The sequence below is a fragment of the Pseudarthrobacter sulfonivorans genome, from assembly GCF_014712225.1.
Lineage (GTDB): Bacteria > Actinomycetota > Actinomycetes > Actinomycetales > Micrococcaceae > Arthrobacter > Arthrobacter sulfonivorans.
In genome coordinates, this window is the sequence record NZ_JACXBW010000003.1 from 87,684 (window position 1) to 105,474 (window position 17,791).

The window sequence follows — 17,791 nt, forward strand, 5'->3', positions numbered from 1 at the left end:
GCGGTGGCCAGCCTCCTCCAGCGCGTGAAGTCGAAGATGGCCATCTTCGCCCACCGCAAAGCCCGCGGCATGCTCGACGGCGAATACGGTTCGGTCTTCCGCGGCCGCAGCCTCGACTTTGACGACCTCCGCGCCTACGTCCCCGGTGACGAGGTCCGCGACATCGACTGGAAGGCGTCCGCCAGGCACGGGTCGCCGCTCGTCAAACGGTATGTGGCCGTGCGGCGGCAGACTGTCCTGCTGGTGACAGATACCGGCCGGAACATGGCCGCCGAATCCCGTGACGGCGAACCCAAAAAGGACATCGCCGTGATGGCACTCGGTGTGGCGGGCTACCTCGCGCAGCGGCACGGTGACGTGGTGGGCCTGGTCTGCGGGGACGGGCACGGCACGCGCACCATCCCGGCGAAGGCCGGGGAGGCGCACCTTGAACGGATCCTGCGGGAGATTGATTCGGCCATCACCCTGGATTCCGGTCCCAGCAGGATCGAGGCCCAGCTGGAGCACGTGGCCCGCACCGTCAAGGGCCGGTTCCTGCTCTTCGTCGTGGCTGACGAACTCGCCGCCGGCCCGGACCTCGAACAGCTGCTGCGCCGCCTGCGTGCCCAGCATGAAATCCTCTGGTTCACCGTCCGCGACGCGGACCTGGCCGGGGAAGACAGCGCCATGCGGGACGCCTTCAGTGTGGCGGACTCGGCGGCGCTGCCGGGGCACCTGGCCGCATCCCCGGCAATCACCGAAGCGTACGCAAAGGCGGCAGGGGAGCGGGATGCCGGCAGGCAGGCCATGTTCCGCCGCACCGGCATCACCGAAGGCCACGTGACCGGCAGCAGCACGGTGATGACGGAATTGTTCGCGCTCCTGGAGAGGCACCGGCGTGCAGGCTGATCCCGGCCTCATCGGGCCGCTCCAGTACAGCCAGGGCTGGATGTGGGCGGGCCTTGCCCTCCTCACCCTGGTCCTGGGCTGGTACTGCTTCGTGTTCCTCAGCACCCGCCAACGGCGGTCACCGTCGCCGCCTGCCCGGTTCACGCCGCCGTCGGACCTTCATGACCTCAAGGAGGCTTACCTGCATCGGATTGACGCCGTGACTGCGGACGCCGCCGCAGGGCTGCTGACTGCCCGCGAATCGCACCAGGAACTGAGCCTGTTGGTGCGCCGGTTTGCCCGGGACGCTACCGGGGTGGACGCGCCCAGGATGACCCTGGCGGAGCTGCACGTGCACCCCCTTCCCGGTATCGCCGAGGCCGTCCGCAGGATCTATCCCGGCGAGTTCGGGTTGGAGCCGCTGCCGCCACTTACGCAATCGGCCGAGGCAGCCCGCCGGGCGGTGCGGCAATGGAACTGATGTTCTGGTGGTTGATCCCGCCCGCGCTGCTCCTGGCAGCCGTGGCCCTCTGGCGTGCCTTCCGCCCGGACCCGCAGGCAAACGCACGACGCCGGCCGGTGGCCAATGCGGACCGCCTCACCGCTCTGCCCGAATACCAGGCTGCCCTCCGACGCCACCGCCGCTGGCTCGCCGTGGCGGCGCTCGCGGCCGGGACCCTGCTGGTGTCCGCGGTGGCCGCGGCCGCGCGCCCGGCGGAGCTGACCACCGTCCGGCCGGAGCAGCGGAACCGGGACATCATGCTGTGCCTGGACAGTTCCGGCTCCATGAGCAGCGCAGATTCTGCCGTGGTGGAGGTCTTCGGCATGCTCGCGAAGGAGTTCGACGGCGAAAGGATCGGCCTCACCATCTTCGACAGCAGCGCCATGCAGGCCTTTCCGCTCACCGATGACTACGAATACGTGCAGGAACAGCTCAAGGCAGCTAAGGCCGCCTTCGACGGCGACCCCGGCAGTGCGGGTTTCCTGGACGGCACCTGGAGCGGCCGGGGATCCTCGCTGATCGGGGACGGCCTGGCGTCCTGCGTCAACGCATTCCCGGACTCCGGCGGCGCCGGAGCAACCACGACGTCAGAAACGGACGGGACTGGCGGCGCCGGTGCAGCCACGCAGCGCTCGCGTTCGGTTGTCCTGGCGACGGATAACTACCTCTCCGGTGATCCGATCTTCACCCTGGAACAGGCGGGCGCCCTGGCACAGGAGCGCGGCGTCCGGGTGTACGCGCTGAATCCCGGTGACTTCGACTACGGCCCCGGGCCCGGGCAGCCCGGTGCCAGGCTGCGCGCAACAGCCGAAGCCAGCGGCGGGGCGTACTATCCGCTGGACACCCCGGATGCCGTGGCAGACATCGTACGCAGGGTGCAGTCCACGGAAGCTGCCGCGATGCAGGGGGCACCGCGAACCGTGGTCTCGGACCTGCCCGACGTGCCCCTGACGGTGGCACTCCTGTCCGGGCTGGTCCTGGCAGGCGCGTCCTGGCGGCTGAGGCCATGACCCTGCAACCAGTCCTTCCGTGGTGGCTGAGGCCATGAACCTGCAGCCCGTCCTTCCCTGGTGGCTGAGGCCATGAACCTGCAGCCCGTCCTTCCCTGGTGGCTGATGGCCACCGTCATCGCCGTCGCCGGGCTGTTTCTGGCCTGGCGGCTGGTCCTGGCGTCGCGGGAGCCCGGGGCCCGCGGCCGGGGCCATGGCAGCCAGCTCCGTGAGTGGCTGTTCCGGGGCGCCCTGGTGCTGCTGCTCCTGGCCGCCGCCCTCAGGCCGGGGGTTCCGGGCGGCAGCGTCCAGGCCGCCGCGGCGGACGTCAATGTCTTCTTTGTGGTGGACACCAGCAGCAGCATTGTCGCCGAAGACTACGGCGACCGCTCGCCACGGCTGGACGGTGTCCGCCGGGACATCATGGCCATCGCCGGCGAACTGGCCGGAGCCCGCTTTTCGCTCCTGACGTTCGACAGCAACGCCGTTGTCCGGATGCCCCTCACCACGGACACGTCCGCGCTGGACACCGCCGTCGCGGTCCTGCAGCCACAGGTGACGGCCTTTTCAAAGGGGAGCAGCATCACCTCCGCCCGCAAGCTGCTGACTGAGCGGCTGCGTTCCGCGCGCGACAGCCACCCCGAACGGCCCCGCCTGGTCTACTACCTGGGCGACGGGGAACAGACCAGCGCCGCGGCGCCCGAGGCCATCAGGGTCGATGGCGGCCTGGTCAACGGGGGAGCCGTGCTCGGCTACGGCACACCGGAAGGTGGCCGGATGAAGGAGAATGCCGGGCCGCGTTCCGGCAGTGACGGCGGGGCAGGCTACATCCAGGACCGGACCACAGGAACGGGCAGGGACGCGCTGTCCGTCATCGATGAAGGGAAACTGCAGTGGATCGCCGGCCAGTTGGGCGTTCCCTACATCCACCGTTCGGCCGGCGATGCCGTGGCGCCGATGATGCAGGCGGCGGATCCCGGCAAGCTCGAGCGGGCACCGGAAGGCGCCGGTCCGGACGGCCGCAGTGAGCTCTACTGGATCTTCGCCCTGGGCGCGTTCCTGCTGGGTCTGCGGGAGGCCTTCCTGCTGCTGCGCCAGTGGCGCCGGCTCCCTGCTGGACGGTTGAATCCGGACGCTGCTCGGCCCCTGGCGACGGCACGGAAATGAACCACCAGGCAAAGGCGCCCATGAGATTCCCGGCCTCACATGGCCCGTCCGCACGTGGCCCGTCCGCACGTGAAGAGTCCACAGGTGGCCGGTCTCCTGAGGACAGGCTGCAGCGCCGCCGTCGGCTGCTCTGGTGGTCCCTCCTGCCGGTCCTGTTGGTCCTGTGCCTGGCCGCCAAGCTGTTCAGTGTGGGGGTGCTCGGCGGGGAGGCAGGCAGGGCTTTCGACGCCGGCGACTCCGCCGCAGTGGCCGATGCCGCGGCGGGGCTCCGTATCGCCAACGTCGCCGAGCCGCACAAGGCGCCTTTCGCGGAAGGTGACGGCTTGTTCCTCGCCGGGGACTACGGCGGAGCCCGCCGCAGTTTCGAGGAGGCACTGTTGCTGGCGGGCCGGGCTGACGAATGCGTCATCCGGGTCAACCTGGCGCTCAGCGTCGAACGCCTCGGTGATGCCAAGGCCGCTGCGGGGGACCTGGTGGCGGCGGGCCGGCTCTTTGCCGAGGGCCTGGCGGTTGTCAAGGCAGCACCGGACGGCTGCCTTATCGCCACAGCCGGGAGTGACTCCGGGGCCGGGGCAGCGGACAGGCTGAAGCAGGCGGCGGAACGGCTGACCCGGAAGTCGGCGGAAGCTGCCGTCGGCACCACCGCGCCTGAACCGGCCAAGAAGCCGGGGCAAGCCGGGCAACCGGCCGAACCGGGGAACCAGAGCCAGCTCGACCAGCTGAAGGACAGTGCCCGGGAGGCTCAGAGCGAGCGGAATGCCGGGCAGGAGCGGGACGAATACCTGCAGGACGATGACTTCGGTTCCGGGCCGGACCGGCCGTGGTAGGCGAAGAAAATTCTGTGCCGTCACGAAACACGGCGTAAACCTGCGTCTTAATTCGGCAGCGAACTTGAATGGTGTCCGGCGGGCTCCTAGAGTTCTATACAAGTTACCGAGGTAACGTGTCAGCGATCCTCCGATCCGGAGGGTGTGGGTGCCCCCATGTGGGCCTGACATTTGCTCACGGCGAACTTCGTCCAGGCGTAACAGTCGCGGCTGCGTCCCTGTGAAGTTTTTCCGTGTTCCCCAAACTCAATTCATTGCCGGCTTCCCGTCACATCTGCTGACCGGACGCCGCCAATGGCCCAAAGCCAAGGACGCAAATGTCACCGCCAAGCCTTATCGAAACGCATCCAAATCTTTCCGAGACCGCTCCCGTGGCCCTCTCCTATGAACTCTTCCCGCCGCGTTCGCCGGCCGCAGCTGAGTCGCTCTGGACTACCATCCGGGAACTGGAAACCACCGAGCCGGACTATGTCTCCGTCACGTACGGTGCCAGCGGCTCAAACCGGGACACCGCCGTCGAACTCATCAACCGGCTCCTGCTGGAGACCACCCTCCGGCCGCTGGCGCACCTGACCTGCGTGGGCAACACGCCGGAGGAACTGGCCGAGATCATCGGGGACCTGCTGGAGACCGGGGTGCGCGGCATCCTGGCACTCCGCGGCGACCGCCCCCAGGACGGCGAACCGCCCGTGCCCGGGTCACTCCGGTACGCACAGGACCTGATCGAGCTCATCCGCCGTGTTGAGCAGCGGCGCTCGGCGCTGCTGTGCGCCGGCAAGATCGCCGTGGGTGTGGCGGCCTACCCCACGCGGCATCCGGAGTCTCCCAGTGTGGCCCACGACGTGGAGGTGCTGCTGGCCAAGCAACGCTCCGGCGCGGACTTCGCCATCACGCAGGTTTACTTCCACACCGCGGAGTACGCGGACCTCGTCAGCCGGGCCCGCCGCGCCGGAGTCACCATCCCCATCATCCCGGGCGTTATGCCGCTGACCAGCCTGCGCCGCGTCACCCGGCTCGGCGAACTGGCAGGCGTTCAGCCGGCGCCGGAACTCCTGGCCCGCCTGGCTGCCGCAGACACCGACTCCGAACGGCTCCGGATCGGCGTCCGGGCAACCGTTGACCTCGCCAACGCAGCCCTCGATGCCGGCGCACCGGGCATCCATCTCTACACCTTCAACGAACACGTGAGCGCACTGGAGGTGCTGGACAAACTGGCACTTCCGCGCCACGTCCGTTCAGTTGGCCGCCGCAGCGCAGCTGTACGGTTCAACGCCGCGGCCCGCCAGCTGGCCAGCTGACCTCGCCCGCAACCCCCAGACCACTCTTCGCTCTCACAATCAAGGACTCTCCCATGCCTGAAAACAACATACCCGCCACTCCGTTCCCGGCCGCTTCCCTCCTGGGCTACCCGCGCATCGGCCGCCGCCGCGAACTCAAGAAGGCCGTCGAAGCCTACTGGGCCGGCAAAATCGACGCCGCGGCACTGGACGCCGCCGCCAAGGACATCCAGCTGACCATCGCCAAGCGCCTGCAGGAACTGGGCCTCACCGAAGCCGCCGCCGTACCGGGCACGTTCTCCTACTACGACCAGGTCCTGGACGCCACCGCCCACCTCGGCGCGGTCCCGGCCCGTTTCGGCAAGCTCCTCAACGCCGAGGGCCAGCTGGACATCGACGGCTACTTCACCCTGGCCCGCGGCACCAAGGACCAGCAGCCGCTGGAAATGACCAAGTGGTTCGACACCAACTACCACTACCTGGTTCCGGAGATCGGCCCGGAGACCGGGTTCACCCTCGCCTCCAACCGCATCGTGGAGGAATTCGAGTTCGCCCTGTCCAACGGCATCGAGACCCGCCCCTACATCGTGGGCCCGGTGACCTACCTGCTGCTGTCCAAGGCATCCGATGACGCGCCGGCCGGTTTCGCGCCGCTGTCCCGCCTCGAGGACATCCTGCCGGTCTACACGCAGCTGCTCGAAAAGCTCGCCGCTGCAGGTGCCAGCTGGATCCAGCTTGACGAGCCGGCCCTGGTTGTTGACCAGGACACCCCGGCTGCAGAAATCGAAGCGGCAGTGGCCCGTGCCTACGAGGTGCTCTCCGGTGCGGCCAAGCGCCCGCAGATCCTTGTGTCCACGCCGTACGGCGCCCTGGACGGCCAGCTCGGCACCCTGGCCGCCACGAACATCGACGCCCTGCACATCGACGCTTTCAAGGGCGCCGTTCCGTCCGCAGCGGCACTGGCGGGCCTCGGCAACAAAACCCTCGTTGCCGGCGTCGTGGACGGCCACAACATCTGGCGCAACGACCTCGCCGTCTCCGCCGCCAAGCTGGACGAACTGAAGGCCGCGGCCGGGAAGCTCGCAGTCAGCACGTCCACCTCCACCCAGCACGTCCCGCACGACGTCACCGAAGAGGGCCAGCTCACTGACGAGCTCCGCAGCTGGCTCGCCTTCGCCGACCAGAAGGCCGTGGAGGTCAAGACCCTCGCGTCCTACCTGGCAGACCCCGCCTCCGCCACGGCAGCCATCGACGAGGCGTCCGCCGTCATCGCCGCCCGCGCCGTTGCTGCCGGCGTGCGCCGGAACGACGTCCGGGCCCGCACCGGTGCCCTGACCGCTGCCGACTTCAGCCGCTCGGAGTACGGAGTCCGGGAAGCCGCCCAGGAGCAGGCCCTGCACCTGCCGCCGTTGCCCACCACCACCATCGGATCCTTCCCGCAGACCTCCGAAATCCGCTCCGCCCGTGCCCGCAACAACAAGGGCGCCCTCACGAACGAGCAGTACGAGCAGCTCATGAAGGACGAGATCAAGCGCGTTGTGGAGCTCCAGGAGGAGCTCGGTTATGACGTCCTGGTCCACGGCGAGCCCGAGCGCAATGACATGGTGCAGTACTTCGCCGAGAACCTCGAAGGCTTCGACGTTACGGTTCACGGCTGGGTCCAGTCCTACGGCTCACGCTGCACGCGTCCGTCCATCCTGTGGGGCGACGTCACCCGCAGCGCCCCCATCACGGTGGCCTGGGCCGAATACGCGCAGTCGCTGACCAACAAGCCCATGAAGGGCATGCTCACCGGTCCTGTCACCATCCTGGCCTGGTCCTTCGTCCGCGACGACCAGCCGCTGGGCGAAACCGCCAACCAGGTTGGCCTGGCCCTCCGCGACGAGATCGCTGACCTCGAAGCCGCCGGCATCAAGGTCATCCAGGTGGACGAGCCCGCACTGCGCGAGCTCCTGCCGCTGCGCAAGGCCGATCACGCAGCCTACCTGAAGTGGTCCGTGGACTCCTTCCGCCTGGCCACCGCCGGTGCCGCCGACGCCACGCAGATCCACACCCACCTGTGCTACTCGGAGTTCGGTGTGATCATCGACGCGATCGACGGCCTCGACGCCGACGTCACGTCCATCGAAGCCGCACGCTCACGCATGGAGGTAGTCCACGACCTCGAGTCCCACGGCTTCGGCCGCGGCGTCGGCCCGGGCGTCTACGACATCCACTCACCGCGTGTCCCGGGCGAAGCCGAGGTCACCGAACTGCTGGCCACCGCCGTAAAGCACGTCCCGTCCCGCCAGCTCTGGGTTAACCCGGACTGCGGCCTGAAGACCCGCGGCTACGCCGAGACCGAAGAGTCCCTGCGGAACCTGGTCAAGGCCACCAAGACGGTCCGCGCCAGCCTGCTGCAAGCAGCCAAGTAGTAACAACAGTCTGACCAAGAGAGCTCGCAGAGGCTCAAAGGCTGGTGCGGCCTGCCGCGCCAGCCTTTGAGAAGCGAGCGAACGAACGGCGGTCGGTCACCGAAAGGTGACCGGCCGCCGTCGCGCGTTAACCCATCGCGCTTTAAGTCATCGAATGCTGAGTAACAGCCCTTTTGAGCGCTCAAAAGGGCTCCTGTGGAGCAATCGATGGGAGGTGTTAGGGCTCCCCGAGGGCTTCGACAGGCTCAGCCGTCGACCTGCCCGCTGGTTGACCGGGTCGAAGCCTTCATCCGCAGGGCACTGACGAGTAACCACACGGTCCAGGCGAGGGTCGCCACAATCCCGATCAGGGTGGGCCACCTGTTCGCGGCGACGAAGCCTTCGGCTCCGATAATCCAGCCCTGAGCCAGGTATGCGACGCCGGAGAGCACCATGAGATAACCGATGACCCGGGACACCTGACGCGTGGCCGCCACAACGATGCCAAAAAGTACCAGGGCGGTTCCCAGCAGGAAACTCTGGTAGCTCCGCATGCCCCACTCGAGCCAGCGGATGCCCTCGGCGGTGGCAAAACGCATCGCCTTTTCCGGTTCGGCGGCGGTTGCCCAGGCGTCGGCGGCGTGTTTGAGGGCGACACCGTCCACGGCTTGGAGCGCGCCATAAAGAGCGAGGGCAATGGCCGCGGACAGGGCTCCGAAGCGGGCGGTCACGGCGAGGAGGCCCGGCCGGACAATGAGGGCGGGCAGCAGGACAAACAGCCCGCCCGTCAGCAGCGCCATGCCCACAAACTGGCAGAGGTGCACAAAAGTCCAGATCCCGCTGGCGGCGTACGCAGAGAACGAGGCCACGTGATCGTTGGCATCGTTTGATTCAGCATGGAACAGGCCGGCCGCCAGTGAAACCACTACGCCCGCAACCAGCAGCCACGCCGCCAGCCGCCACCTTCTGCGCTTATCCATGATTCATGGTGGAAGGGTGTCAGCGGCCGCCGCTAGGGCTAAAAGTCCCCATCATTCGCCCCGATTTCCATCGAATGCTGAGAAAGCGCCCTTTTGAGCCGTCAATAGGGCGGTTACGGAGCAATCGATGGGAATGCTCAGGACTCCCAGACGATTTCGTCGTCCACTACGCCGTCCTCATCGGCGGACGCCACCAGGACTTCATCGGTGAAGTGGGCGCCGAGGGTGAAGTCCAGGACAAAGTAGCGTTCGGGCTGGCCGGGGAAGATGCCGACATGGCCGAGTTTGAGGGCCTTGAGGAAGACGTCATTGGTGAGCTGGCTGCGTTCCTCGACGCCGAAGATTTTCTGCAGCTGCTCGGTTTTGAGGGCGCTGCAGTGGAAGTTGAGGTATTCCTGCGGGCTGGTGCCTTCCTGCCCCAGCTCCTCGGCGATCATCTCCCGGACCTCGTCCACGAGTTCGGGGAGGAAGCGGAGCCGGTAGTCCACCTTGTGCATCGCTGCTTCGTCGAAGTGGTCGTGCGCGTTGATGATCAGGTCGAGTTCCAAGGTATGGCCACCGAGCTCATGTCTGGTAGCGACGTTGTGGTCACTGCCGTGGTTGAGCTCGATTTCTCCAAAGTGCTGGCTCGCTACCCTGTTCATACCTTCAACATAGACCCCAAGCGCTGTGCATTCCAGCGTTCGGCACTATTTCCCGGCAGTCCCCAGCCCCGCCAGGGTTTCGGCGAGCAGGTCCACAAACAGCTGCACGCGGGCGGTTTTCGTCTCGTTGATGAGCAGGGCGAAGACGTTCCGGGCCAGCCGGATCTCCGGCACGTCCAGCACCACGACGCCGGCGGGCCGGTGCCGCAGCGCAAGCTCCGGTACCAGCGCGGCACCTAGTCCGGCTGCAGCCATTTCCAGGCTGGCGTGGAAATCGTCGCTGCGCGCCACCACGCGCGGGTGCAGGTTGCAGCTGGCAAAGAGCCGGTCGATCACCACGGCGTCGGGACTGCCCGGATGGTGCATGATCCACGGCAGTTCGGACAGGTGGTCTGCCGCCACTTTGGCCTCGGCCCCAAACCCCCAGCCGGCAGGAAGCACCACACGGAAGTTGTCGTCACCGATCCACTGCCGGTTGAGGGTGTGCGGCCAGGCCAGCCCGGACTGGCCCACCTGAAAGACCAGCGCCACATCCAGCTCACCGCCGGAGCGCAGTCCCTGGATGGTCTGCGACGGCTCGGCAACGGACACCCTGAGGTCAATGCCCAAATCCTTCCACGCAGGATTCTTCAGGATGCGCGGCAGGACGTACGTGGCGAGGCTGGGAAAGATGCCCAGCCTGAGCTCCTGGCTGGTGCTGTCATGGGTTTTGGCGGCGGCAGCCATCAGGGCCTCGATGTCGGTCAGCACCTTCGCGGCGTGCCGGGTCATCACCACCGCGGCCTCGGTGGGAACCACGCTGCGGGCGGAGCGCTGGAAGAGGATTACCCCCGCCTCGCGTTCCAGGGCGGACATCTGCTGGGAGACCGCCGATGCCGTGTAGCCCAGGCGTGCCGCAGCCGCGGCAAACGAACCCAGCCGGGTTACCTCCAGGAGGGTCTTCAGATGTACGGGATTGACCACCAGCCCACACTACTGCTGCCGGCCCGCTGATAAAAAAGTTCCGGTCCATCAACCCATCCGGCAAACCCGCTGTTCCGAATTGCCCTTGACTATCCAACGGCAAATGTTCAGCAGAGGAGCAAAGGTGTCACTGACCCCAGCATCGGGCGGAGGCGAGGGCAGGCGCGTCGCCGTCGTGGGCAGCGGAGTGGCCGGCCTGACGGCCGCCTATATCCTGAACCGGCACGACCAGGTCACGCTCTTCGAGGCGGACAGCAGGCTGGGCGGGCATGCGCACACGCACTGCGTCCCGCAACCGGACGGCTCCTCTTTCGGCATCGACACCGGGTTCATCGTCCACAACGAGCGGACCTATCCCACCCTGTTGCGGCTGTTTGCGGAGCTGGGCGTCAAGACCCAGAATTCTGAAATGAGCATGTCCATCCGGTGCGACGGCTGCGGCCTGGAGTACGCCGGGGCGCGCGACGGCGGGAAAGGGATCATCGCCCGGCCGTCCAGCCTGCTGCGCGGCCGCTACCTGCTGATGCTGGTGGAGGTCATGCGCTTCTACCGGCGGGCGCGGGCACTCATCGATGCCGGGACAGCGTCCGACGGCGGCCCCGGCGCCGGCGGCGCCGAACTCACCCTCGGCGAATTCCTCGCCAGGGAGCGCTTCAGCCCCTACTTCATCTCCCATTTCATGACGCCCGTGGTGAGCGCAGTCTGGTCCTGCGACCCCACCACGGCGCTGTCGTATCCGGCGAGGTACCTCTTCACTTTCCTCGGCCACCACGGCCTGCTGGGCGTCAAGGGTTCGCCGCAGTGGCGGACGGTCACCGGCGGTTCCGGGCAGTATGTGGAGAAGCTGGCCGCCACGCTTCCGGACATCCGGCTTAACAGCCCGGTCACCGCCATCCGGCGCCACGCCCTCGGCGTCGAAGTGGACACCGCCGAGGGGATCGAAGACTTCGAGGCGGTGGTGATCGCCACGCACCCCGGGCAGGCCCTCGGCTTCCTGGCCGACGCAACACCGGCCGAAAAGGAAGCGCTCGGTGCCATGCCCTACTCGGTCAACCACACGGTTTTCCACCGGGACCCCGCCGTCCTGCCCGCAGCGGACAACGCCCGTGCATCATGGAACTACCGGCTCCCGGCTTGCGACGCCCGGCCGGACAAGGTCCTGGTCAGTTACGACCTCACCCGGCTCCAGCGCCTGCAGCCCACTGATCGCCGGCCGTATCTGGTGAGCCTCGGGGAATCGGACCTGATCAGGGAGGACAGTGTGCTGGAGCGGATGGTGTACGAACACCCGCAGTACACCCCGGAGTCTGTGCGCGCGCAGCAGCAGATTGCGGCGCTGAGTGATGACCGGATCGCCTACGCCGGCGCCTATCTGGGCTGGGGTTTCCACGAGGACGGGGCACTGTCCGGCGTCCGTGCCGCCGCCAGCCTGGGACGCACCTGGGACGCGCCCGGTGTGGATGCACCCGGGCCGGCAGCAGGGGAGCCGGAGCTGATGGCAGCGTCGGAGGGCGCATGAGCCCCACGGCAGCGATCTACCGCACGTCCATCTCGCATGTGCGGCAGACACCGCTGAAAAATGCGTTCACTTACCGGAGCTACAGCTGGTTCGTGGACGTGGACCGGCTGCCGACCCTGCCCCGGATCCTGCAGCCACTGGCCGTGTTCCGGGCCGCCGACCATCTGGGCGATCCCGGGGCCACCATCCGCAGCAACGTGGAACGGTTCCTGCGCACCCGGGGGATAGAGCCCGACGGCGGACCCATCCGGATGCTGACAAGCGCCAGGGTCTTCGGCCACGTATTCAACCCACTCACCCTCTTCTGGTGCTACCGGACGTCAGGGGCGCTGCAGTGCGTGATCGCCGAGGTCCACAACACTTACGGCGAACGCCACTGCTACCTCCTGGAAACGGATGCTGCCGGCCGGGCCAGCGTCCCCAAGGCGTTTTATGTTTCACCGTTCAACGATGTTGACGGGCAGTACCGGATGAAGGTGCCTGCGCCTGAGGAACGGCTGTCCGTATCCATCGTCCTGGAGCGGGAGGGGCACCGGCCCTTCGTCGCCACCATGGACGGGGAGCGGCGGCCGGCCACCACCAAAAACATCCTGGCAGCGGCCGCAGCCGTCCCGGCCGCGCCGCTGCTGGTATCCGCATTAATCCGCTTTCAGGGCGTTAAACTCTGGGCAAGTCGCCTGCCCGTCGTCAAAAGGCCACATCACCCCTCACAGGAGGCAGTTCAATGACAATGACCGACGAGAACGGAACGGCCGCCGCGCAGGTTCCCGCCGCAAAGTCTGTGCGGCACCCGCTGGCAGGGAACATCGCTGCCGGGGTACCGGCGTCGCCCGCCACCATCGATCCGGAGATTTGGCCCGGTGTTACGCACGCGCCGTCGGGCACTAAAGCCGTTATAGCGGGCAAGGCCGCAGGCCTGCTTTTCAAGGCAGCCGTCCGCCGGTTGCCCCTGCAGGTGGCGTACCCGGACGGTTCGGTCCTGGGCATCGGTGGCCCCGACGCGCCGGTCATGATCTTGGTCAGGCCGGAGGCGTTCGAGCGGCGGATCGGGGACAACGGCCTGATCGGGCTCGGCGAGTCGTTTATGGCGGGGGACTGGGAGGCGTCGGATCTGGCCGGGGTGCTGGAGGTCTTCGCGGGATCCGTGGGCACGCTGATCCCCAAGCCGCTGCAGACGCTCCGGACCCTGTACTTGCCCCGGACCCCGCGGCACGAACTCAACGAAGAGCAGAACACGCGGAGCAACATCTCACGCCACTACGATCTGTCCAACGAGCTGTTCTCCAACTTCCTGGACACCACCATGAGCTACTCCTCGGCGCTGTTCCCGCGGAGCGGGGGTGCCCTGGAATCGGTGCCCTGGGAGGCCTTGGCGGAGGCGCAGCAGGCGAAGATCGACAGGCTGCTGGACAAGGCCGGCGTGGGGTCCGGCACCCGACTGCTGGAGATCGGCACCGGGTGGGGCGAACTGGCACTCCGGGCCGCTGCCCGCGGCGCCACAGTCTACAGCGTGACGCTGTCCAGCGAACAGCGGGACCTCGCGCAGGAACGCATTGCGGCCGCTGGCTACGCGGACCGGGTGACGGTGGCGCTGCAGGACTACCGGGCGGTGGAAGGCGAGTACGACGCCATCGTCTCAGTGGAAATGATCGAGGCCGTTGGCTATGAATACTGGCCCATCTACTTCCAGACCATCGACCGGGTGCTGGCCCCCGGCGGAAAGGTGGCCATCCAGGCCATCACCATGCCGCACGGCCGGATGCTTGCCACTCGCAACGCCTACACCTGGGTGCACAAGTACATTTTCCCCGGCGGCTTCCTGCCCTCCGTGCGGGCCATCGAAGGCGTGACCCAGCAGCACACCACCCTCAGGGTCCGTGAGCGGATGGGCATGGGCGACCACTACGCGGCAACGCTGCGCCTCTGGGAGGAACGGTTCGTCGCGCGCTCGCAGGAAGTGGGGGAGTTGGGCTTCGACGCCGTATTCCAGCGGATGTGGCTGTTCTACCTGTGCTATTCCCGGGCCGGTTTCCAGTCGGGCTACCTGGACGTGCAGCAGATTGTGCTGGACCGCCGGGAGGCGCAGCTGTAGGAACGGTCCTGTCCACCGGCCCGTCTCACGCCCGGGCGTGGAGGTGCCTCAGGCCTGGGCGTGGAGGAACCGTTCCAGGCCGTCTTCGCCCAGGGATAGTCCGGTGTGGATGAAGCCCGGGTCTCTTGCCGCGTCCGGGTGACTGTCCGGGTGGCCGCGCGGTGATCCTTCCTTCGATCCTTCCTGCGGTCTGGGTTGGTGGGGCCAGTGGGGTGGTTCCCAGTCCTGGTGTTCGCTCTTGTAGCGCCTTCCCGAGGGTGAGATCCAGCCGGGTGGTTCGTTTTTGGTGGCCGGGGTGGGCCGCCAGGCGCTGGTATGTCTCAGGCGGTGGTGTTTGGGGCATGGCTGTCCCAGGTTCGAGACCCCGGTGGTGCCGCCCTTGGCCCAGGCGAGGATATGGTCGGCCTCGTTGTCCAGTGAGTTGTTGCTGCAGCCCGGGAAGGGACACTTGCCGTCCCGCAGCCGCAGCCACTGCCGCATGGCCTTGCTGAGCCGGTAACTGGACCGCCCGATCTCCAGCGGGGCCCCGTCCCGGGGATCGACCAGGACGCGGTAGAACGAGTCGGCTCCGTTCGCCACGAGGTCCCGGGCCATCGACGCCGGGATGGGGCCGTAGCCGTCCAGCATCGCTGGCTCCTCGGTGGCGCCGAGCAGGGAGAACACCGGGACCGTCACCAGGACCTCGGCCCGCGGCGGCGGAACCTGCCCGGGATTGCTGCCTTCCGCGCTCCCGTTGCTGCCCTGGATATCGCCGCTGCCCTGGTTGCCGGCGCTGCCCTGGATATCGCCGCTGCCCTGGTTCCCGCTGCTGTCCTGGTTTCCGCCGCGAAGGAGGGCGGCGGCGAAGACGTCGGCCCGGAGTTGGGTGAGCGTCCGGGGCTCGTCGGGGCCTTGCAGACCACGGGCCACGGCGGTGGTCCGGTTCCAGATCGCAGCGGCTTGGTCCCCCGGGAGGTAGGCCGTGAGCCAGGCCATCCCGTCCTGGTCCGGCACGTACTCGACCCGACGGTCCAGGACACCTTTCGTGTGGCGCTTTTCGATGCTCTCGGTGTGGTGGCGTTCGCGCCAGGTGCGGGCCCGGTGACGGAACCGGGATGCCGGCATTTCGCCGGCGGGACACCCACTGGCCGGGCCCGGCGCGTCGGGGTCCAGGAAGTGGGCCTCCAGTGCGGCGGCACCGGCCCGGTCAAGGGTGGCGGCTTCGTCCGCCATGACCCGGGCGTGCTGCCAGGAGATGGTTCCGGACTGCAGGGCGGCCAGGGTCAACGGCAAGGTATTGGTCAGGGCGTGGGAAACCGCCAGGAACGAACCCGCCGCTCGGTCACCGATGGTCAGGGCACACGCAACCTCAGCCGTGACTGCCATCTCCTGGGCCTGGACCGAAGCCTCCGGAGGTGTTGCGGCCTGGGCAGTGTCCGCGTATGTCACCGCTGTTAGTGCTTTCAAACCAGCCATCTGCGCATCCGCCGCCGCGGCGCCGGTCAGAATATCCAGGCAATCCTCGGACAATACCCGCAGCGGGTCGCCCTCCGCAGGAAGTCCATCGGAACCGGGTTCGTTCACCACGCCGGTGAGCACAGCAACGGCCGCGCTGATGTCCGCATATGCCTTCGCCACTGCCGGGTTCCTCATGTATCCATCATGACAAGGGGGTCCGACAATCAAGCGGGACCGCAGATAGAGGCCGTCTCATCCGTCTGCGCGCAGGTAGGATTCTTGCGGCGCGCAGGTACGCTCGCAGACTCCGGCAGACTCCAGCGGCAAGGACTGATGATGAAGAGGACCACGCGGAAGGCGACCGACGGCGATATGGGGCAGGGCGCCGCAGCGCAACCGGGGCAGTACTGGAGTGAGCGTCCGTGGACAAGTTCCTACGGGCCGGGTGTCCCGGCGGACCTGGTGCTCCCGGAGGGTTCGCTGGTGGACCTCATGGACCAGTCCGTGCGCCGCTGCGGGTCCAAGACCGCCCTGGAGTTCTTTGGCGCCGGAACAAGCTACCGTGAGCTCGGAAAACTGATCAGCCGGGCCGCCGCCGGCCTGAAGAAACTGGGCGTCAAAGCGGGCGACAGGGTGGCCCTGGTGATGCCGAACTGCCCGCAGCACGTCGTCGCCTTCCATGCCGTGCTGCGTCTCGGCGCGGTGGTGGTCGAACACAATCCGCTCTACACGGACCGTGAACTGCGCCACCTGTTCGAGGACCATGGGGCCGCCGTCGCGATCGTTTGGGACAAGGCCGTGTCGCGGGTCCGCCAGCTGCCGGCCGACGTCGGGCTCCGCACGATTGTCTCGGTGGAACTCATCCCCGCGATGCCGCTGCCGCAGCGCCTGGCGCTGCGGCTTCCCGTACCCGCCGCTCGGAAGGCCCGTGCTGCGCTCACCGTCGGCAGGGGCGAGCCGAAGGGCCGGCCAGCGCCCGCCCCGCGCCCGGTGCTGCCGTGGCGGCAGCTCCTCACATCCGGAAGACTCAAGAAGAAACATCCGCGTCCCGCGGCCCAGGATCTTGCCGTCATCCAGTACACGTCCGGCACCACCGGCCTGCCTAAGGGCGCGATGCTCACCCACGCCAATCTGCAGGCCAACGCCGCGCAGGGCCGGGCCTGGGTGCCTGGGCTGAAGGAGGGCAGGGAGACCGTCTACGCGGTGCTGCCGATGTTCCACGCCTATGGCCTTACCCTGTGCATGACGTTCGCCCTCAGCATCGGCGCGAAGCTGGTCCTGTTCCCCAAGTTCGACGTCGACCTCGTGTTGAAGGCACTCACGAAGTCTCCTGCCACGTTCCTGCCCGCCGTACCGCCGATCTACGACCGCATTGCGGCCGCGGCGGCGCAACGCGGCATCGGGCTGGAAACCATCCGCTTCTCCATCTCCGGGGCCATGAACCTGCCCACGGCCACGGTGGAGACCTGGGAAAAGGCGACCGGCGGTTACCTCATCGAAGGCTACGGGCTCACCGAAACCTCGCCGATCGCCATCGGCAACCCCTTCGGACCGAGCCGGAAGCCCGGCACCGTGGGTGTGCCGTTCCCGCTGACGGACATCCGGGTGGTGGACCCGAAGAACCTGGCCCTGGACCGCGCCCCGGGGGAGGAGGGCGAGCTCCTGATCCGCGGCCCGCAGGTGTTCTGCGGCTACTGGAACCGGCCGGAGGAGACCGAGGATGCACTGCTCGACGGCGGCTGGTTCCGCACCGGAGACATCGTCTCGGTGGATAACGACTACTTCATCACCATCCGGGACCGGATCAAGGAACTGATCATCACCGGCGGCTTCAACGTCTCGCCCAGTGAGGTGGAGGACGTCATCGAGACCTTCCCGGGCATTTCCGAAGTCTCCGTGGTGGGGTTGCCGCGGCCCGGCGGGGGCGAGGACGTGGTCGCCGCCGTGGTTCCGATCCCGGGCACCACTATCGATCCTGATGCGCTGCTGGCCTTTGCCCGGGAGCAGCTGACTGCTTACAAGGTGCCGCGCCGGGTGGTGGTGCTCGACTCCCTGCCGCGTTCGCTCATCGGCAAGGTCCTGCGCCGGGAGATCCGGGACAACCTCGTGGCCCGGGGTTGAACCGGCGGGCTAC

15 protein-coding genes are annotated in these 17,791 nt (G+C 67.6%); 11 read left to right on the forward strand and 4 right to left on the reverse strand.

Features of this window, described 5'->3' with window-relative positions; all coding sequences use genetic code 11:
• Positions 1 to 3: 3 nt before the first annotated feature.
• From IAQ70_RS04780 to metE, 7 genes are all read left to right on the forward strand, one after another.
• Positions 4 to 888 carry a DUF58 domain-containing protein gene (locus IAQ70_RS04780; protein ID WP_190988180.1) on the forward strand — a complete coding sequence of 295 codons (885 nt, stop codon included), beginning with the start codon at positions 4 to 6 and terminating at the stop codon, positions 886 to 888.
• Complete coding sequence (locus IAQ70_RS04785) at positions 878 to 1,348, forward strand: hypothetical protein (RefSeq protein WP_190988181.1); 471 nt, start codon at positions 878 to 880, stop codon at positions 1,346 to 1,348. Before IAQ70_RS04780 ends, IAQ70_RS04785 begins: the two co-directional genes overlap by 11 nt.
• Complete coding sequence (locus tag IAQ70_RS04790; protein WP_190988182.1) at positions 1,339 to 2,379, forward strand: vWA domain-containing protein; 1,041 nt, start codon at positions 1,339 to 1,341, stop codon at positions 2,377 to 2,379. Before IAQ70_RS04785 ends, IAQ70_RS04790 begins: the two co-directional genes overlap by 10 nt.
• Positions 2,380 to 2,451: 72 nt before the next feature.
• The gene (locus tag IAQ70_RS04795) at positions 2,452 to 3,525 is read left to right on the forward strand and encodes a vWA domain-containing protein (protein ID WP_190988183.1); all 1,074 of its coding nucleotides are present in this window, start codon (positions 2,452 to 2,454) and stop codon (positions 3,523 to 3,525) included.
• Complete coding sequence (locus IAQ70_RS04800; RefSeq protein ID WP_223858907.1) at positions 3,522 to 4,352, forward strand: hypothetical protein; 831 nt, start codon at positions 3,522 to 3,524, stop codon at positions 4,350 to 4,352. Before IAQ70_RS04795 ends, IAQ70_RS04800 begins: the two co-directional genes overlap by 4 nt.
• Positions 4,353 to 4,669: 317 nt before the next feature.
• Positions 4,670 to 5,650, forward strand: coding sequence for a methylenetetrahydrofolate reductase (locus IAQ70_RS04805; RefSeq protein WP_190988184.1), 981 nt, complete (start codon positions 4,670 to 4,672; stop codon positions 5,648 to 5,650).
• 53 nt (positions 5,651 to 5,703) lie between these two features.
• On the forward strand, positions 5,704 to 8,043 hold the full coding sequence (gene metE / locus IAQ70_RS04810) for a 5-methyltetrahydropteroyltriglutamate--homocysteine S-methyltransferase (protein WP_190988185.1): 2,340 nt from the start codon (positions 5,704 to 5,706) through the stop codon (positions 8,041 to 8,043).
• A 245-nt stretch (positions 8,044 to 8,288) separates the two neighbouring features.
• Here the strand turns inward: metE and IAQ70_RS04815 are convergent, their stop codons facing one another.
• The 3 genes from IAQ70_RS04815 to IAQ70_RS04825 all read right to left on the reverse strand — a co-directional run bounded on the left by IAQ70_RS04815 (position 8,289) and on the right by IAQ70_RS04825 (position 10,609).
• Positions 8,289 to 9,002: a DUF4386 family protein gene (locus tag IAQ70_RS04815; protein ID WP_190988186.1), complete on the reverse strand. Its 714-nt coding sequence runs from the start codon at positions 9,000 to 9,002 to the stop codon at positions 8,289 to 8,291.
• Positions 9,003 to 9,139: 137 nt separating this feature from the next.
• The gene (locus IAQ70_RS04820) at positions 9,140 to 9,646 is read right to left on the reverse strand and encodes a DUF2004 domain-containing protein (RefSeq protein ID WP_190988187.1); all 507 of its coding nucleotides are present in this window, start codon (positions 9,644 to 9,646) and stop codon (positions 9,140 to 9,142) included.
• A gap of 45 nt (positions 9,647 to 9,691) precedes the next feature.
• Positions 9,692 to 10,609, reverse strand: coding sequence for a LysR family transcriptional regulator (locus tag IAQ70_RS04825; protein ID WP_190988188.1), 918 nt, complete (start codon positions 10,607 to 10,609; stop codon positions 9,692 to 9,694).
• Positions 10,610 to 10,733: 124 nt separating this feature from the next.
• On the opposite strand from IAQ70_RS04825, the gene IAQ70_RS04830 reads away from it, so the two are divergent.
• Genes IAQ70_RS04830 through IAQ70_RS04840 form a run of 3 tightly spaced genes read left to right on the forward strand, consistent with a single transcriptional unit; the run spans position 10,734 to position 14,220 of the window.
• Complete coding sequence (locus IAQ70_RS04830) at positions 10,734 to 12,128, forward strand: NAD(P)/FAD-dependent oxidoreductase (RefSeq protein WP_407682561.1); 1,395 nt, start codon at positions 10,734 to 10,736, stop codon at positions 12,126 to 12,128.
• The gene (locus IAQ70_RS04835) at positions 12,125 to 12,856 is read left to right on the forward strand and encodes a DUF1365 domain-containing protein (protein ID WP_190988190.1); all 732 of its coding nucleotides are present in this window, start codon (positions 12,125 to 12,127) and stop codon (positions 12,854 to 12,856) included. The genes IAQ70_RS04830 and IAQ70_RS04835 overlap by 4 nt, the downstream gene beginning before the upstream one ends.
• Positions 12,853 to 14,220 (forward strand): class I SAM-dependent methyltransferase, encoded by a 1,368-nt coding sequence (locus tag IAQ70_RS04840; protein ID WP_190988191.1) that lies wholly within the window; start codon positions 12,853 to 12,855, stop codon positions 14,218 to 14,220. The genes IAQ70_RS04835 and IAQ70_RS04840 overlap by 4 nt, the downstream gene beginning before the upstream one ends.
• Positions 14,221 to 14,268: 48 nt before the next feature.
• Here IAQ70_RS04840 and IAQ70_RS04845 read toward each other — a convergent pair whose 3' ends face one another.
• On the reverse strand, positions 14,269 to 15,852 hold the full coding sequence (locus IAQ70_RS04845; protein ID WP_190988192.1) for an HNH endonuclease signature motif containing protein: 1,584 nt from the start codon (positions 15,850 to 15,852) through the stop codon (positions 14,269 to 14,271).
• A 177-nt stretch (positions 15,853 to 16,029) separates the two neighbouring features.
• Between IAQ70_RS04845 and IAQ70_RS04850 the strand changes: the two genes are divergently transcribed.
• The gene (locus IAQ70_RS04850; protein WP_190988465.1) at positions 16,030 to 17,778 is read left to right on the forward strand and encodes a long-chain-fatty-acid--CoA ligase; all 1,749 of its coding nucleotides are present in this window, start codon (positions 16,030 to 16,032) and stop codon (positions 17,776 to 17,778) included.
• Positions 17,779 to 17,791: the final 13 nt, after the last annotated feature.

Bases quoted from the DNA above. Each gene is read 5' to 3' on its own strand.
- IAQ70_RS04790 (WP_190988182.1), top strand. From the start codon at position 1,339: ATGGAACTGATGTTCTGGTGGTTGATCCCGCCCGCGCTGCTCCTGGCA.
- IAQ70_RS04795 (WP_190988183.1), top strand. From the start codon at position 2,452: ATGAACCTGCAGCCCGTCCTTCCCTGGTGGCTGATGGCCACCGTCATC.
- IAQ70_RS04800 (WP_223858907.1), top strand. From the start codon at position 3,522: ATGAACCACCAGGCAAAGGCGCCCATGAGATTCCCGGCCTCACATGGC.
- IAQ70_RS04805 (WP_190988184.1), top strand. From the start codon at position 4,670: ATGTCACCGCCAAGCCTTATCGAAACGCATCCAAATCTTTCCGAGACC.
- metE (WP_190988185.1), top strand. From the start codon at position 5,704: ATGCCTGAAAACAACATACCCGCCACTCCGTTCCCGGCCGCTTCCCTC.
- IAQ70_RS04815 (WP_190988186.1), bottom strand. From the start codon at position 9,002: ATGGATAAGCGCAGAAGGTGGCGGCTGGCGGCGTGGCTGCTGGTTGCG.
- IAQ70_RS04820 (WP_190988187.1), bottom strand. From the start codon at position 9,646: ATGAACAGGGTAGCGAGCCAGCACTTTGGAGAAATCGAGCTCAACCAC.
- IAQ70_RS04835 (WP_190988190.1), top strand. From the start codon at position 12,125: ATGAGCCCCACGGCAGCGATCTACCGCACGTCCATCTCGCATGTGCGG.
- IAQ70_RS04840 (WP_190988191.1), top strand. From the start codon at position 12,853: ATGACAATGACCGACGAGAACGGAACGGCCGCCGCGCAGGTTCCCGCC.
- IAQ70_RS04845 (WP_190988192.1), bottom strand. From the start codon at position 15,852: ATGAGGAACCCGGCAGTGGCGAAGGCATATGCGGACATCAGCGCGGCC.
- IAQ70_RS04850 (WP_190988465.1), top strand. From the start codon at position 16,030: ATGGGGCAGGGCGCCGCAGCGCAACCGGGGCAGTACTGGAGTGAGCGT.